At 71.4% G+C, this 15,039-nt stretch carries 12 protein-coding genes and 1 riboswitch; of the genes, 6 read left to right on the forward strand and 6 right to left on the reverse strand.

The genetic code is table 11. The features are described 5' to 3' along the window. Positions 1 to 22 precede the first annotated feature (22 nt). Both AB0O40_RS28995 and def read left to right on the forward strand, forming a co-directional pair. Positions 23 to 1,018 carry a hypothetical protein gene (locus AB0O40_RS28995; RefSeq protein ID WP_365047863.1) on the forward strand — a complete coding sequence of 332 codons (996 nt, stop codon included), beginning with the start codon at positions 23 to 25 and terminating at the stop codon, positions 1,016 to 1,018. Positions 1,019 to 1,099: 81 nt separating this feature from the next. After that, positions 1,100 to 1,735, forward strand: coding sequence for a peptide deformylase (gene def / locus AB0O40_RS29000; protein WP_365047865.1), 636 nt, complete (start codon positions 1,100 to 1,102; stop codon positions 1,733 to 1,735). Positions 1,736 to 1,801: 66 nt separating this feature from the next. On the opposite strand, the gene AB0O40_RS29005 is transcribed toward def, so the two are convergent. The 6 genes from AB0O40_RS29005 to AB0O40_RS29030 all read right to left on the reverse strand — a co-directional run bounded on the left by AB0O40_RS29005 (position 1,802) and on the right by AB0O40_RS29030 (position 9,607). Then, complete coding sequence (locus AB0O40_RS29005; protein ID WP_365047867.1) at positions 1,802 to 2,815, reverse strand: ribonucleotide-diphosphate reductase subunit beta; 1,014 nt, start codon at positions 2,813 to 2,815, stop codon at positions 1,802 to 1,804. Next, the gene (locus tag AB0O40_RS29010; protein ID WP_365047869.1) at positions 2,815 to 5,217 is read right to left on the reverse strand and encodes a ribonucleoside-diphosphate reductase subunit alpha; all 2,403 of its coding nucleotides are present in this window, start codon (positions 5,215 to 5,217) and stop codon (positions 2,815 to 2,817) included. Before AB0O40_RS29010 ends, AB0O40_RS29005 begins: the two co-directional genes overlap by 1 nt. Before the next feature lie 144 nt (positions 5,218 to 5,361). Next, positions 5,362 to 5,502, reverse strand: a riboswitch (cobalamin riboswitch). A 212-nt stretch (positions 5,503 to 5,714) separates the two neighbouring features. Beyond that, entirely contained in the window at positions 5,715 to 6,215 is a 501-nt protein-coding gene (locus AB0O40_RS29015) for a GNAT family N-acetyltransferase (protein ID WP_365047871.1), read from the reverse strand. A gap of 78 nt (positions 6,216 to 6,293) precedes the next feature. Then, entirely contained in the window at positions 6,294 to 6,488 is a 195-nt protein-coding gene (locus AB0O40_RS29020; protein ID WP_365047873.1) for a YbdD/YjiX family protein, read from the reverse strand. Next, the gene (locus AB0O40_RS29025) at positions 6,485 to 8,671 is read right to left on the reverse strand and encodes a carbon starvation CstA family protein (protein WP_365047875.1); all 2,187 of its coding nucleotides are present in this window, start codon (positions 8,669 to 8,671) and stop codon (positions 6,485 to 6,487) included. Before AB0O40_RS29025 ends, AB0O40_RS29020 begins: the two co-directional genes overlap by 4 nt. 171 nt (positions 8,672 to 8,842) lie before the next feature. Then, positions 8,843 to 9,607: a GntR family transcriptional regulator gene (locus AB0O40_RS29030; protein WP_365047886.1), complete on the reverse strand. Its 765-nt coding sequence runs from the start codon at positions 9,605 to 9,607 to the stop codon at positions 8,843 to 8,845. A 287-nt stretch (positions 9,608 to 9,894) separates the two neighbouring features. Between AB0O40_RS29030 and AB0O40_RS29035 the strand changes: the two genes are divergently transcribed. The 4 genes from AB0O40_RS29035 (at position 9,895) to AB0O40_RS29050 (ending at position 14,647) form a co-directional block, all read left to right on the forward strand. Further along, positions 9,895 to 11,181: an extracellular solute-binding protein gene (locus AB0O40_RS29035; RefSeq protein WP_365047877.1), complete on the forward strand. Its 1,287-nt coding sequence runs from the start codon at positions 9,895 to 9,897 to the stop codon at positions 11,179 to 11,181. Between the two features lie 77 nt (positions 11,182 to 11,258). Continuing rightward, a complete protein-coding gene (locus tag AB0O40_RS29040; RefSeq protein WP_365047879.1) occupies positions 11,259 to 12,251 on the forward strand; it encodes a sugar ABC transporter permease in 993 nt (330 codons plus the stop codon). A 95-nt stretch (positions 12,252 to 12,346) separates the two neighbouring features. Beyond that, complete coding sequence (locus AB0O40_RS29045) at positions 12,347 to 13,129, forward strand: carbohydrate ABC transporter permease (RefSeq protein ID WP_365047888.1); 783 nt, start codon at positions 12,347 to 12,349, stop codon at positions 13,127 to 13,129. A gap of 9 nt (positions 13,130 to 13,138) precedes the next feature. Then, positions 13,139 to 14,647, forward strand: a complete 1,509-nt coding sequence (locus tag AB0O40_RS29050; RefSeq protein ID WP_365047881.1) for a glycoside hydrolase family 3 protein — start codon at positions 13,139 to 13,141, stop codon at positions 14,645 to 14,647. Positions 14,648 to 15,039: the final 392 nt, after the last annotated feature.

The raw sequence follows: 15,039 nt of genomic DNA on the forward strand, positions 1-15,039 counted from the left end.
TGCCCCCAGGCAGGCGGGAATCGTGAGGATCTTCGGGAAGGTACGGCATCGGCCCTCCGCCTCGTGGCGGCAGGCCACCGACCGCGCGTTCACGCTGATCGGCGACGGCCGGTACGAGGACGCGGGTGCGCTGCTGACGCGCGCCGCGGACTTGGAGCCCTGGCTGTCCGAGTCCTGGTTCAACCTGGCCCTGCTGCACAAGTTCCGGCACGACTGGGAGCAGGCGCGGGCCGCCGGGCTGCGCGCCGTGGCCCTGCTCGACCGGGAGACCGGCACCCCCGACTGGTGGAACGTCGGCATCGCCGCCACCGCCCTGCAGGACTGGCCGCTGGCCCGCCGGGCCTGGCAGGCGTACGGCCTCAAGGTGCCCGGCGACCCGCGCGGCGGGGCGCCCACCGGCGAGCCGGTGGGCATGGAGCTGGGCAGCGCCGCGGTCCGGCTGTCGCCCGAGGGTGAAGCCGAGGTGGTGTGGGGCCGCAGACTGGATCCGGCCCGGATGGAGGTCCTCTCGATCCCGCTGCCCTCCTCCGGGCGCCGCTGGGGCGAGGTGGTGCTGCACGACGGCGTCCCGCACGGTGAGCGGGTGACCGCGGCCGGCCCCTCCTTCCCCGTCTTCGACGAGATCGAGCTGTGGGCGCCCTCGCCGGTGCCGACCTGGGTGGTGCTGCTGGAGGCGGCCACCGAGGCCGACCGGGACGCCCTGGAGCAGCTGGCCTCGGACGCGGGCTTCGCCGCCGAGGACTGGTCCTCCTCGGTGCGGCTGCTCTGCCGCACCTGCTCGGAGAGCGCCATGCCCAGCGGCGAGGGCGACGGCGAGCAGCTGGACCCGCACGACCACAGCGAACCGGGCCACCCCGGCCCGCTCGGCCACCGGACGGCCGGCTCGGGCTCCCTGTGGGTGCCCGAGCGGGAGTGCGGCATCGCCGCCCCCGCGGGCCTGGTGCGCGGGCTGCTGGACGGCTGGGTGGCCGACAGCCCCGACACCCGCGAGTGGCGGGACCTCGAAGAGGTCTGCTGAGCGGTCCGCCGAACCGGCCCGGCCCCCTGCCCGTAGGCTGTACGGGTACACACGGTGACTTGAGGAAGGCGTACGGCGGACATGGCGCAGCAGGAGACGGAGCAGCAGGGCGAGGTCAACGACGGGTACGTCGTGGACACCGAGGACTGCGAGGCGCGTGAGCTCGCCCACCGCGAGCGCGGCACGGCCCGCCCGATCACCGTCGTGGGCAACCCGGTCCTGCACCGGGAGTGCAAGGACGTCACCGAGTTCGGCGACGAGCTGGCCGCGCTGATCGACGACATGTTCGCGAGCCAGAAGGCCGCCGAGGGCGTGGGCCTGGCCGCCAACCAGATCGGCGTGGACCAGAAGGTCTTCGTCTACGACTGCCCGGACGACGACGGCAAGCGCCACACCGGCGTGGTCGTCAACCCGAAGCTGGTCGAGCTGCCGGCCGGCGCGCGCGTGCTGGACGACTCCAACGAGGGCTGCCTGTCGGTGCCGACCGCCTACGCGGCGCTGGCCCGCCCGGACTACGCCGAGGTCACCGGCCAGGACGCCCAGGGCAACCCGATCAAGGTGCGCGGCACCGGCTACTTCGCCCGCTGCCTCCAGCACGAGACCGACCACCTGTACGGCTACCTGTACATCGACCGGCTCTCCAAGCGCGAGCGCAAGGACGCCCTGCGCCAGATGGAAGAGGGCACCCCGCGCTACGAGACCGTGCCCAACGCCTAGTCGGCACCCGCCACGCGGAAGGGCCCCGCACCGGAACTCCGGTGCGGGGCCCTTCGCATTGGCCGGCTAGAAGTCCTCGTCGAGGTCGACCGTGCCCTCGACGGCGACCTGGTAGGCCGAGGGGCGGCGCTCGAAGAAGTTGGTCAGCTCCTGGACGCCCTGCAGCTCCATGAAGGAGAACGGGTTCTGCGAGCCGTAGACCGGCGGGAAGCCGAGGCGGACCAGGCGCTGGTCCGCGACGCACTCCAGGTACTCGCGCATCGACTCGGTGTTCATGCCGGGCAGGCCGTCACCGCACAGGTCGCGGCCGAACTGCAGCTCCGCCTCCACGGCCTCCTTCAGCATGTCGGTGACCTGCTGCTGGAGGGCGTCGTCGAAGAGCTCCGGCTCCTCCTTGCGGACCGTGTCCACGACCTCGAAGGCGAAGTTCATGTGCATGGTCTCGTCGCGGAACACCCAGTTGGTGCCGGTGGCCAGGCCGTGCAGCAGGCCCCGGCTGCGGAACCAGTACACGTAGGCGAAGGCGCCGTAGAAGAACAGGCCCTCGATGCAGGCCGCGAAGCAGATCAGGTTCAGCAGGAAGCGGCGCCGGTCGGCGGCGTCCTCCAGCCGCTCGATCTTCTCGACCGAGTCCATCCACTTGAAGCAGAACTGCGCCTTCTCGCGGATCGAGGGGATCTCCTCGACCGCGTCGAAGGCCGCCGCGCGGTCGTCCGGGTCGGGCAGGTAGGTGTCGAGCAGCGTCAGGTAGAACTGGACGTGCACGGCCTCCTCGAAGAGCTGGCGCGACAGGTACAGGCGCGCCTCCGGGGAGTTGATGTGCTTGTACAGCGTCAGCACCAGGTTGTTCGAGACGATCGAGTCGCCGGTCGCGAAGAACGCGACCAGGCGGCCGATCATGTGCTGCTCGGCGGGCGTCAGCTTCGCGAGGTCCGCGACGTCCGAGTGGAGGTCGACCTCCTCCACCGTCCAGGTGTTCTTGATCGCGTCCCGGTAGCGCTCGTAGAAGTCCGGGTAGCGCATGGGCCGGAGGGTCAGCTCGAAGCCGGGGTCGAGCAGGTTCTTCTTTTCGGTGGGCATTACTGGCAGGCCTCGCAGGACTCGGGGTTCTCAAGGGAGCAGGCCAGCGCCTCGGCATCGACGGCCTGCGGGAGGGGGGTGGCGGCGGCCGGGACGGCGGCCGTGCCGGACGCGGCGCGGGCGATCTTCGTCGCCGGGCGCGAGCGCAGGTAGTACGTGGTCTTCAGGCCCTGCTTCCAGGCGTACGCGTACATCGAGCTGAGCTTGCCGATGGTGGGCGTCTCCAGGAACAGGTTGAGCGACTGGCTCTGGTCCAGGAAGGGCGTACGGGCCGCGGCCATGTCGATCAGGCCGCGCTGCGGGATCTCCCAGGCGGTGCGGTACAGCTCGCGCACCTCGGCCGGGATCCAGCCGAAGCCCTGCACCGAGCCGGAGGCCTCACGCAGCGCCTCGCGGGTCTGCGCGTCCCAGACGCCGAGCTTCTTCAGGTCCTCCACCAGGTAGGCGTTGACCTGGAGGAACTCACCGCTGAGCGTCTCGCGCTTGAAGAGGTTGGAGACCTGCGGCTCGATGCACTCGTACACGCCGGCGATCGAGGCGATGGTCGCGGTCGGCGCGATGGCCAGCAGCAGGGAGTTGCGCATCCCGGTCGTGGCGACCCGGGCGCGCAGCGCGTCCCAGCGCTCCGGCCAGTTGAGCTCGACGTCGTAGTGGTCGGGGTGCAGCACGCCGCGCGCGGTCCGGGTCTTCTCCCAGGCCGGCAGCGGGCCGTGGCGCTCGGCCAGGTCGCAGGAGGCCTCGTACGCCGCGAGCATGATCCGCTCGGCGATCTTCGTGGAGAGCGCCTTGGCCTCGGCCGAGTCGAAGGGCAGCCGCAGCTTGAAGAAGACGTCCTGGAGGCCCATCGCGCCCAGGCCCACCGGACGCCACTTGGCGTTGGAGCGGCCGGCCTGCTCGGTCGGGTAGAAGTTGATGTCCACGACCCGGTCGAGGAAGGTCACGGCGGTCCGGACGGTCTCGTCCAGCCGCTCCCAGTCCAGCTCGCCGGCCTCGGTCACGAAGGCGCCCATGTTGACCGAGCCGAGGTTGCAGACCGCGGTCTCGCCGTCGTCGGTGACCTCGATGATCTCGGTGCACAGGTTCGAGGAGTGCACCACGGCGCCGGGCTCGGCGGTCTGGTTGGCGGTCCGGTTGGAGGCGTCCTTGAAGGTCATCCAGCCGTTGCCGGTCTGCGCCAGGGTGCGCATCATGCGGCCGTACAGGTCCCGGGCCGGCATGGTCTTGCGGGCCAGGCCCGCGGCCTCGGCCTTGGTGTACGCGGCGTCGAACTCCGCGCCGTACAGGTCGACCAGCTCCGGTACGTCGGAGGGGGAGAAGAGCGACCACGGGGCGTCGGCGTTCACCCGGCGCATGAACTCGTCCGGGATCCAGTGCGCGAGGTTGAGGTTGTGGGTGCGGCGGGCGTCCTCGCCGGTGTTGTCGCGGAGCTCCAGGAACTCCTCGATGTCCGCGTGCCAGGTCTCCAGGTAGACGGCGGCGGCGCCCTTGCGGCGGCCGCCCTGGTTGACCGCGGCCACGGAGGCGTCGAGGGTCTTGAGGAACGGCACGATGCCGTTGGAGTGCCCGTTGGTGCCGCGGATCAGCGAACCGCGGGCGCGGATGCGGGAGTACGCCAGGCCGATGCCGCCGGCGTGCTTCGAGAGCCGGGCCACCTGGTGGTAGCGGTCGTAGATCGAGTCCAGCTCGTCCAGCGGGGAGTCCAGCAGGTAGCAGGAGGACATCTGCGGGTGCCGGGTGCCGGAGTTGAAGAGCGTCGGCGAGGACGGGAGGTAGTCCAGCCGGCTCATCAGGGCGTAGAGCGAGGTCACTTCCTCCAGCGCGCGGACGCTGTCGTCCTCGGCGAGGCCGCAGGCGACCCGGAGCATGAAGTGCTGGGGGGTCTCGACCACCTGGCGGGTGATCGGGTGGCGCAGCAGGTAGCGGCTGTGCAGGGTGCGCAGGCCGAAGAAACCGAAGCGGTCGTCGGCGCCGGCCGCGACGGAGGCCTCGACCAGGGCGTCCAGCCGGGCGGCGTGCAGCTTGACGAAGTCGGCGGTCCGGTCGGCGATCAGGCCCTCGCGGTGGCCCACCTCGACGGAGGCGGCGAAGGAGGTCGCGCCCTGGCCGGTGGCCTCGTCGGCGATGGCGAGGGTGAGCAGCCGGGCGGCGAGCCGGGAGTAGGCGGGGTCCTCGGAGATGAGCCCGGCGGCGGCCTCGGTGGCCAGGCCGCGCAGCTCCGCCTCGTCGGCGGTGGCGCTGCGGCCGCGCAGGGCGGCGGCGGCGACCCGGCCCGGGTCGGTGTCCGGGAGGTCCGCGGTGAGTTCCGTGAGGGTGCGCAGCAGAGCGGCGCCGGGGCCCCCGGGCTCGGCAGGAGTCTCGGACGGCTCGGACACGGCGCGCGGTGCGGCAGGCGCGATGGTCACGGTGGGGGGCTCTCCCTCGCTCGGCTCCGGTCACCACGGCGGGCGGGCGTGCGGGGGCGCGTGCGGGCGTGGCAGAAACGCGTACTCCGCACGGCGTCCACCGGCCCAACCGCGAGGCCCGGACGTCTCGGCACCCGGTTCGGTCGACCCGGGCACACCGTCGGCAGGTCCTCGGACTCCCGATGCACGAATGCGTGCACTTCATACCGTTGCGGGACAGTTCCGGATTCTCACCGGATTCCCCTGCGGCGACAGCGAGGACGAGCATACATGTGGGGGCGCCTGATCGTGTGACCCCCTAGATGTTGTGTCGCCCGCGACGGGGAGTCCCGGGGCCGTGTCTCTCCGCTACCGTCCTGCGGAGGCGGGGCGCCCGGTACCGGGCCCGTACCGGGGCATGCCGCAGGGCCCTCCCCGCGGCCCGGCCGGGCGCGTCGTACGACGGCCGGCGGGCGGCCGCGGGGACGGCCGGAAACGATCGGTGGACTGCCGGGGCCCTACAGGTCCAGCCCGTACGTCAGGAGGCTCAGGCCCGGGCGCGGGGACCAGTCGCGTTCGGGGGAGCGGGTGAAGCCCAGGCGTTCGTAGATGCGCTGCGCGCCGCGCATGGCGGGCTGGGTGGACATCACCATCCGGGTCACCCCGGGGGTCGCCCGGGCGCGTTCGAGGCAGGCCCGGACCAGCGCCTCGCCGGCACCCCGCCCGCGGCCCTCCCGGGCCACCGCGAGCATCCGGAACTCCGCCTCGCCCGCGCGGGCGATGTCGGCCAGTGGGCTGCCGGGCGGGGCGTACGCCAGACCGCCCAGGAGCCGCCCCTCGCGGTCGACGGCGACCAGGACGGTGCCCTGGGCCGCCCGGCCCGCCACATCGCGCAGGACGGCCGCGTAGGGGTCGTCGTCATGCCCTTCGAGCAGGCCGTCCAGGACGTAGGCGCGGGCGGTGACCTCGCCCAGCTCGGCGTATTCGGCGGGCAGGGCTTCCCTGATCACGATGTCCATGCTCCGAGTGTGCCGCACCGGTACGGCGGAGGGCCGCCGGGGATCCCCCGACGGCCCTCCGGCCCCGCGGCGCCGCGCTCAGCAGCAGCGGAAGCCCTCGCGCGGATCCGCCTCGCGGGCGTCCGTACGGGCCCGCTCGAACTCCCGGCGGGTCGGCACCGCCGCCCCGGGGTCGTGCGCGCGCAGGTGCGCGAGGTGCCGGTCGTAGGCCGCCTCGCCGGTGAACTCGCGGACGTAGAACCGGATCCGGGCCAGCAGGCCGGCCGCCGTCACGAGGTCACGCCCTCCTTGACGCGGCCGCCGCCCGAGTCGAGTCCGGCGGCCGCGAGCTCGGCCTTCTCCTCGGCCGTGGCGATCAGCCCGGCCGGGGCGACGATCTTCGACTCGACATAGGGGGCCTCGTGCAGCACCACCGACTCCGGCCTGCGGGCCGCCTGGACGCAGACCCGCAGCGCGTCCGCCAGCACCACCACGATCAGGACCGCGAAGAGCGCGGACAGGACGCCGTCCACGGTCGAGTTGGTGACCACGGTGTGCATGTCGTCCAGCGACTTGGCCGGCGGCAGCACCTTCCCGGCGTCGATGCCCGACTGGTACTTGTCGCGCTGGGCGAAGAAGCCGACCCGCGGGTCGTCGGAGAAGATCTTCATCCAGGAGGCGGTGAGCGTCACCGCGGCGTCCCACACCAGCGGTACGCCGGTCACCCACGCCCACTTCAGCCGGCCGGACTTGACCAGCAGGGTGGTGCACACGGCCAGGGCGACCGCGGCCAGCAGCTGGTTCGCGATGCCGAAGAGCGGGAAGAGCTGGTTGATGCCGCCGAGCGGGTCGTGCACGCCGACCCACAGGAAGTACCCCCAGGCGCCCACCACGAGCGCGCTGGAGATCCAGACCCCCGGCTTCCAGCTGACCTGCCGGAAGGGCTTGTAGACGTTGCCCAGGGTGTCCTGGAGCATGAAGCGGCCCACCCGGGTGCCCGCGTCCAGCGTGGTCAGGATGAACAGCGCCTCGAACATGATCGCGAAGTGGTACCAGAAGGCCTTCAGCCCGGCCCCGCCGATCACGCCCGAGAAGATCTCGGACATGCCCAGCGCGAAGGTGGGCGCACCGCCGGTCCGGGAGAGCAGGCTGGCCTCCTCCACGTCCTTGGCGGCCTGCGCCAGCGCCTCGGGGGTGATGCTGAAGCCGAGGTGGCCGATGGCCTCGGAGGCGGTCTGCACGGTCGTGCCGACCACTCCGGCGGGGGAGTTGACGGCGAAGAACAGGCCCGGCTCGATGATGCAGGCCGCGATGACGGCCATCACGGCCACGAACGACTCGGTCAGCATCGCGCCGTAGCCGATCATCCGGACCTGGGTCTCCTTCTGGACCATCTTCGGGGTGGTGCCCGAGGAGACCAGGGCGTGGAAGCCGGAGAGCGCGCCGCAGGCGATGGTGATGAAGACGAACGGGAACATCGAGCCGGCGAAGACCGGCCCGTCCCCGCGCGAGGCGAAGTCGGTGACCGCCGGCATCTTCAGCGTCGGCATGGCGATGACCACCCCGAGCGCCAGCAGCGCGATGGTGCCGACCTTCATGAAGGTGGACAGGTAGTCGCGCGGGGCCAGCAGCAGCCACACCGGCAGCACCGAGGCGAGGAAGCCGTAACCGACCATCCACAGCACCAGGGTGGTGGGCTTGAGGGTGAAGAAGTCGGCCCAGGAGGACTCCGCCACCCAGCCGCCGGCCACCAGCGAGAGCAGCAGCAGCGCCACGCCGATCAGCGAGACCTCGGTGACCCGACCGGGCCGCAGCACCCGCAGGTACACGCCCATGAAGAGGGCGATCGGGATGGTCATGCCGATGGAGAAGACGCCCCAGGGCGAGTGCGACAGGGCGTTGACGATCACCAGCGCCAGCACCGCCAGCAGGATGATCATGATGGCGAAGACCGCGACCAGGGCCGCCGCGCCGCCCACCGGGCCGATCTCCTCGCGCGCCATCTGGCCGAGCGAGCGGCCGTCGCGGCGGGTGGAGAAGAAGAGCGTGACCATGTCCTGGACGGCGCCGGCGAAGATCACGCCGGCCACGATCCAGATGGTGCCCGGCAGATAGCCCATCTGTGCGGCGAGCACCGGGCCGACCAGCGGACCGGCGCCCGCGACGGCCGCGAAGTGGTGGCCGAAGAGCACCCGCCGGTCGGTCGGGTGGAAGTCGACACCGTTGTCAAGGCGTTCGGCCGGGGTGGCCCGCGACTTGTCCACCCGCAGCACCCGCCGGGCGATGAAGCGCGAGTAGAAGCGGTACGCGATGGCGTACGAGCCCAGCGCCGCGGCGAGCAGCCAGGCGGCCGAGATCTCCTCGCCCCGGGAGAGCGCGAGCACCCCCCAGCCGAGCGCCCCGACCAGGGCGACCAGGGCCCAGACCGCCATTGCCGCGGGCGTCATGCCCCCCGACGGCGAAGGCGGGTCCGCCATGCCGGCCGGACCCGCCGCGTTCCGCTCCGATCCCGTTGATCCCGTTGATCCCGGTTTCGCCATGACCCTCGTCCCCTCGTGATCATCTACGCAATGCGCAGGGAATCTACGGGGACCTGCCCGCTGGAGGTAAGACCCCGTCCGTATACCGGTACGAGAGTCAACTCCCCGTCAGACGGCGGGGCGCTGGAGTCGGGCTACGAACTTGTAACGATCGCCCCGGTAGACCGAGCGGACCCACTCCACCGGCTCGCCGTCCGCATCCAGCGAGTGCCGGGAGAGCATCAGCATCGGCAGGCCGACGTCGGTGCCGAGCAGGCCGGCCTCCCGCGGGGTGGCCAGCGAGGTCTCGATGGTCTCCTCGGCCTCGGCCAGGTGGACGTCGTACACCTCCGCGAGGGCGGTGTAGAGCGAGGTGTACTTGACCAGCGAGCGGCGCAGTGCGGGGAAGCGCTTGGCCGAAAGGTGCGTGGTCTCGATGGCCATCGGCTCGCCGCTGGCCAGGCGGAGCCGCTCGATCCGCAGCACCCGCCCGCCGGTGGTGATCTTCAGCAGGCCGGCGAGGGTGTCGTCGGCGGTGACGTAGCCGATGTCGAGCAGCTGGGAGGTCGGCTCCAGGCCCTGGGCCCGCATGTCCTCGGTGTAGGAGGTCAGTTGCAGCGCCTGGGAGACCTTCGGCTTGGCGACGAAGGTGCCCTTGCCCTGGATGCGCTCCAGCCGCCCCTCGACGACCAGCTCCTGGAGCGCCTGCCGGACGGTGGTCCGGGAGGTGTCGAACTCCGCGGCCAGCGTGCGCTCCGGCGGCACCGGGGTGCCGGGTGGGAGCGTTTCGGTCATTTCGAGCAAATGCCGCTTGAGTCGGTAGTACTTGGGCACGCGCGCGGTACGAGTGGCTGCCCCGCTCTCCGGCTCCGTGAGCGCCCCTTCGGTGGCCATCGCCGCCTGCCTTCCCGACTCCAGTTTCACAGCCGTCACCGGCTCCTCCGTCTCTTGCGGTCACATCGTGACACGGGCCGGAGCACGGACGTCGCCCCTCCCTGAGGTGTCGGTCCGGTAACGGACTCACACCTCGTTTATTACACCCTTGACACCCCCAAAGGTCTAGGCCAAGCTCCAGGCTACTGGTCTAAACCAATATGGATCAGATCCCGGCCCCACGGCAGTACTTGGCGTATTTCACGTACGGCGGGCAGGGGGACTGCAGCATCCCTGAGGAGGGTGGCGTGAAGCGCAAGCTCATCGCGGCGGTTGGTGTCGCGGGCATGGTGATCGGTCTGGCGGCGTGCGGCGGCTCGGACGACAAGAAGGACGGCGGCGACAAGCCGTCCGCCGCCAAGGAAATCACGGTCTGGCTGACGGTCGACGCCCAGAACAACTGGCCGGACCTGGTCAAGGCGGCCGACGACGCGGTGATCGCGAAGCACCCGGGCCTGAAGGTCAAGCACGAGTACTACGGCTGGCCGGACAAGAACGCCAAGCTCGACGCGGTGCTCGCCACGGACAAGGCTCCGGACGTGGTCGAGATGGGCAACTCCGAGATGATCGGCTACATGTCGACCGGCGCCTTCTCGGAGATCGACGCCTCGAAGTACGACAACTCCGCGGCCTGGCTGGACGCCCTCAAGGAGTCCGTCACCTACGACGGCAAGACCTACGGCGTCCCCTACTACGCCGGTGGCCGCGTGGGCACCTGGCGCAAGGACGTCGCCGCCGAGGCGGGCGTCAAGGCCGCCCCGAAGAGCTGGGCCGAGCTGACCTCCGCCCTGGACGCCATCCAGAAGAAGAAGGGCGCCAAGTTCAGCGCCTGGTACCAGCCCTCGCCGGACTGGTACGCGGCCATGTCCTTCGTCTACGACGCGGGCGGCGCCATCGCCAAGAACGACGGCGGCCAGTGGAAGGCCTCGCTCTCCTCGCCCGAGTCGATCAAGGGCCTGACGCAGTACAAGGCGATCCTCGACAAGTACATGCACGCCGACAAGACCAAGGACGAGTCCGACCGTCCGGTCGTCTTCGGCCAGGGCAACGCCGGCGCCATCTTCGCCGCCGCCTGGGAGGGCGGCACCGCGGCCACCCCGGAGAACGACAAGGTCGGCAAGCTCGCCGACAAGCTCGAGAACTTCGTGATGCCCGGCCCGAACGGCAAGAACCTCCCGGTCTTCCTCGGCGGCTCCGACCTGGCGATCCCGTCCAAGTCCGGCGCCAAGGACATCGCCGGCGAGTGGATCAACGCCTTCACCGGCGCGCAGGGCCAGAAGGGCCTGATCGCCAAGGGCAACCTGCCCAACAACAAGACGGACCTCGGCCCGCTGAAGGCCGACCCGAAGACCCAGGTCGCGGCCACCGCGGCCGAGTCCTCCTGGTTCGTCCCGACCGCGCCCGGCTGGGGCCAGGTCGAGAAGGCCAAGCTCCTGCAGACCATGCTCCAGGAGATCGGCACCGGCAAGAAGTCGGTCGCGGACGCGGCCAAGGCCGCCGACGCCGAGATCGACAAGGTCATCAACACCAAGTGACCTGACCGGGCAGGGCCCCGCCACCTCGGCGGGGCCCTGCTGCCCGTACCAAGAGAGGGACCTGCGAGGAGCACGCGATGAGTGCCGCACAGACCACCACCGCCGATCTGCCACCGGCGAAGCGAACGCCGGCGTCGCAGGCGGACACCCCCAGTACGGGCCCCGGCAAGAAGGGCAAGAAGGGCTCCTCCGCGACGCCCTGGCTGCTGCTCGCCCCCTGCCTGCTGATCATCGTGCTGGTCATGGGGTACCCGCTGCTTCGCCTGGTCACCCTGTCCTTCCAGAGCTTCGGCAAGTCCGAGCTGTGGGGCTTCAAGGACGCCGAGTGGGTCGGCTTCGACAACTTCAGCGCCATCCTCGGCGACAGCGTCTTCTGGACGGTCGTCCTGCGCACGGTGCTCTTCGCCGGCGGCGCGGTCGTCCTGACCATGGTCCTCGGCATGCTGATCGCCCTGCTCCTCCAGCGGGTCTCCGGCTGGGTCAAGGGCCTGATCAGCGTGGCGCTGGTGGCGAGCTGGGGCATGCCCATCATCGTCGCCACCGCCGTCTTCAAGTGGATCTTCGACTCCGGCTACGGCGTGCTCAACTACCTGCTGAGCCAGCTGCCCGGGGTCGACATGGACGGCCACAACTGGTTCGCCAGCGGCCCCCAGGGCCTCGCGGTGATCATGCTCCTGGTGGTCTGGGGCGCGGTGCCGTTCGTGGTCATCACCCTCAGCGCGGGCCTCACGCAGGTGCCCAAGGAGCTCGAGGAGGCCGCCCGGCTCGACGGCGCCGGCGCCTGGGGCGTCTTCCGGCACGTGACCCTGCCGATCCTCAAGCCGATCATCGTCATGCTGACGACCCTCTCGGTCATCTGGGACATGGGCGTCTTCCCCCAGGTCTTCGTCATGCGCAACGGCAACCCCGAGGCCGAGTTCCAGCTGCTGACCACGTACTCGTACCAGAAGGCCTTCGTGGTCAACGACTACTCGGGCGGCTCGGCCATCGCCCTGGTGACCGTCCTGCTCCTGCTGGGCGTGGTTGCCGTCTACATGCGCCAGATGCTGAAGATCGGAGAGGTGGAGTGACCTCGACCACCGCGACCCCCCGGGCCGCCCGCCTCAAGAAGGCCGGCTCCAAGGGCGGCTTCAAGAAGTCCAAGCTCGGCTGGAACCTCGTCGGCCTGCTGGTCGCCGCCACCGCCGGCTTCCCGGTCTACTGGATGCTCAACACGGCGTTCAAGCCCGCCAAGGACGCCATCGACCCGAACCCGCAGTTCTTCCCGCACACCTGGACGCTGGCGAACTTCCGCCGCGCCCTGGACATCGCGGACTTCTGGGGCCCGGTCGGGCGCAGCCTGCTGGTCTCGTCGGTCGTGGTCGTCATCGGCATCGTGGTCGGCATGCTGGCCGCGCTGGCCATCTCCCGCTTCGCCTTCCGCGGCCGCAAGGTGGTCATCGTCGGCATCCTGGCCGTCCAGATGATCCCGCTGGTCGCGATGATCATCCCGGTCTTCCTGCTGCTGAACGACCTCGGTCAGTACGACAAGCTGACCGGCCTGATCATCACCTACCTGACCTTCATCCTCCCCTTCACCGTGTGGACGTTGCGCGGCTTCATCGTCAACATCCCCAAGGAGCTCGAAGAGGCGGCCATGGTCGACGGCTGCACCCCGACCGGGGCCTTCCTGCGGGTGGTCTTCCCGCTGCTCGCCCCGGGCATGGTCGCCACCTCCGTCTACGGCTTCATCCAGGCGTGGAACGAGTACCTGTACGCCCTGATGCTCATGAGCCAGCAGAACCAGACGGCCACCGTCTGGCTCGGCAACTTCACCACCAAGAACGGCACCGAGTTCGCTCCGATGATGGCCGGCTCCACCATGATGGCCATCCCGATCGTCGTGCTGTTCCTCATCGTCCAGCGCAAGATGGCCGCGGGCCTGACCGCTGGCGCAGTGAAGGGATAACCGCTCCCGATGACGATCACCGCCCACCGCACGGACACGCTGACCCGCGACGCCCTGGCCGTGCTCCAGCCGGGCTTCCTCGGCACCACCGCCCCCGACTGGCTGCTGCGCCGGGTCGGCGAGGGCCTCACCTCCGTCGGCCTGTTCGGCCGCAACATCGCCTCGCCCGGGCAGCTGGCCGCGCTCACCGCGCAGCTGCGGGCCGAGCGGGACGACGTCCTGGTCGCCATCGACGAGGAGGGCGGGGACGTCACGCGCCTGGAGGTGCGCGGCGGCTCCTCCTTCCCCGGCAACCTCGCCCTCGGCGCGGTGGACGACACCGCGCTCACCACCGAGGTCGCCCGCGAACTGGGCCGCCGGCTCGCCGAGTGCGGGGTCAACCTCAACTGGGCGCCCTCCGCGGACGTCAACTCCAACCCGGACAACCCGGTCATCGGCGTCCGGTCCTTCGGGGCCGACACGCAGCTGGCGGCCCGGCACACCGCCGCCTACGTCCAGGGCCTGCAGTCCGTCGGCGTGGCCGCCTGCACCAAGCACTTCCCGGGCCACGGCGACACGAACGTCGACTCGCACGAGGCGCTGCCGCGCATCGACGCGGACCTCGCGACCCTGCACGCCCGCGAACTGGTGCCGTTCCGCGCGGCGATCGAGGCCGGCACCAAGGCGATCATGAGCGCGCACATCCTGCTGCCCGCGCTCGACCCGACCCGGCCGGCCACCCTCAGCCCGCAGATCCTCACCGGACTGCTGCGCGGGGAGCTGGGCTACCAGGGGCTGATCGTCACCGACGGCATGGAGATGAACGCCATCGCCGGCACGTACGGCATCGAGCGCGGCTCGGTGCTCGCGATCGCGGCGGGGGCCGACGCGATCTGCGTGGGCGGCGGGCTGGCCGACGAGGACACCGTGCTGCGGCTGCGCGACGCGCTGGTCGCGGCGGTGCGGGAGGGGCGGCTGCCCGAGGAGCGGCTGGCCGACGCCGCCGCGCGGGTCCGGTCCCTCGCCGACTGGACCCGCCGGTCCAGGGACACCGCCCGGCCGGGCGCGCCCACTGAGGAGGGGAGCGCGTCCGGCCCGGCGGAGATCGGCCTGGTCGCCGCCCGGCGGGCGGTACGGGTCACCCGTACGGCCCCGGTGCCGGTCAAGGCGCCGTACGTGGCCCGGCTGAGCCCGGTCGCCAACATCGCGGTGGGCGACGAGACGCCGTGGGGGCCGGCCGAGGCGCTGGCCGCGCTGGTGCCGGACACGACGGGGGAGACGTACGGGGACTCCCCGGGCGTGGCCGCGGAGATCCTGGCCGCGGCGGGCGACCGGACGCTGGTCGTGGTCGTCCGCGACGCGCACCGGCACGGGTGGATGGGCTCGGCCCTCGACTCGGTCCTGGCCGCGCGGCCGGACGCGGTCGTCGTCGAGATGGGCCTCCCCACGGCCGAGCCGCGGGGGGCGGTGCACATCGCCACCCACGGAGCCTCCCGGGTCTCCGCCGAAGCCGCCGCCGAACTCATCGCCACCCTCTGACCCCCGGCACCCCCCCAAACATGCCCCGCCCCAGCCGGACGCCCCGGCCGGGGCGGGGCATACCCACTCTTGCCGCGGCCCGGCCCTCCAGCTGCGCCGGCGTGGGGCATCCCCACCGTCGCCGGAGCCCGGCCGATCCAGCCCCGCCGGCGCTTGAGGCGACCGTCGCGGCAGCGGCGGTGCGGGGTTCGGGGCGGAGCCCCACTGTCCCCCTACCAGCCTCGCCGGCGTTTGAGGCGATCGTCGCGGAGCGGCGGTGCGGGGGCTCCGGGGGCGGCTGCCCACCGGTTTCGGGAAGGGGTGGGGTGGGGCTGGCTCCGCGCAGCGGCCGGGGGGGGGGCCGGGCCCCCCCCCCCCCCACCGCAACGCGGACGGGGGGGAAAAGGGGTTGG

Source organism: Streptomyces sp. NPDC089919 (genome assembly GCF_040684615.1).
Classification (GTDB): domain Bacteria; phylum Actinomycetota; class Actinomycetes; order Streptomycetales; family Streptomycetaceae; genus Streptomyces.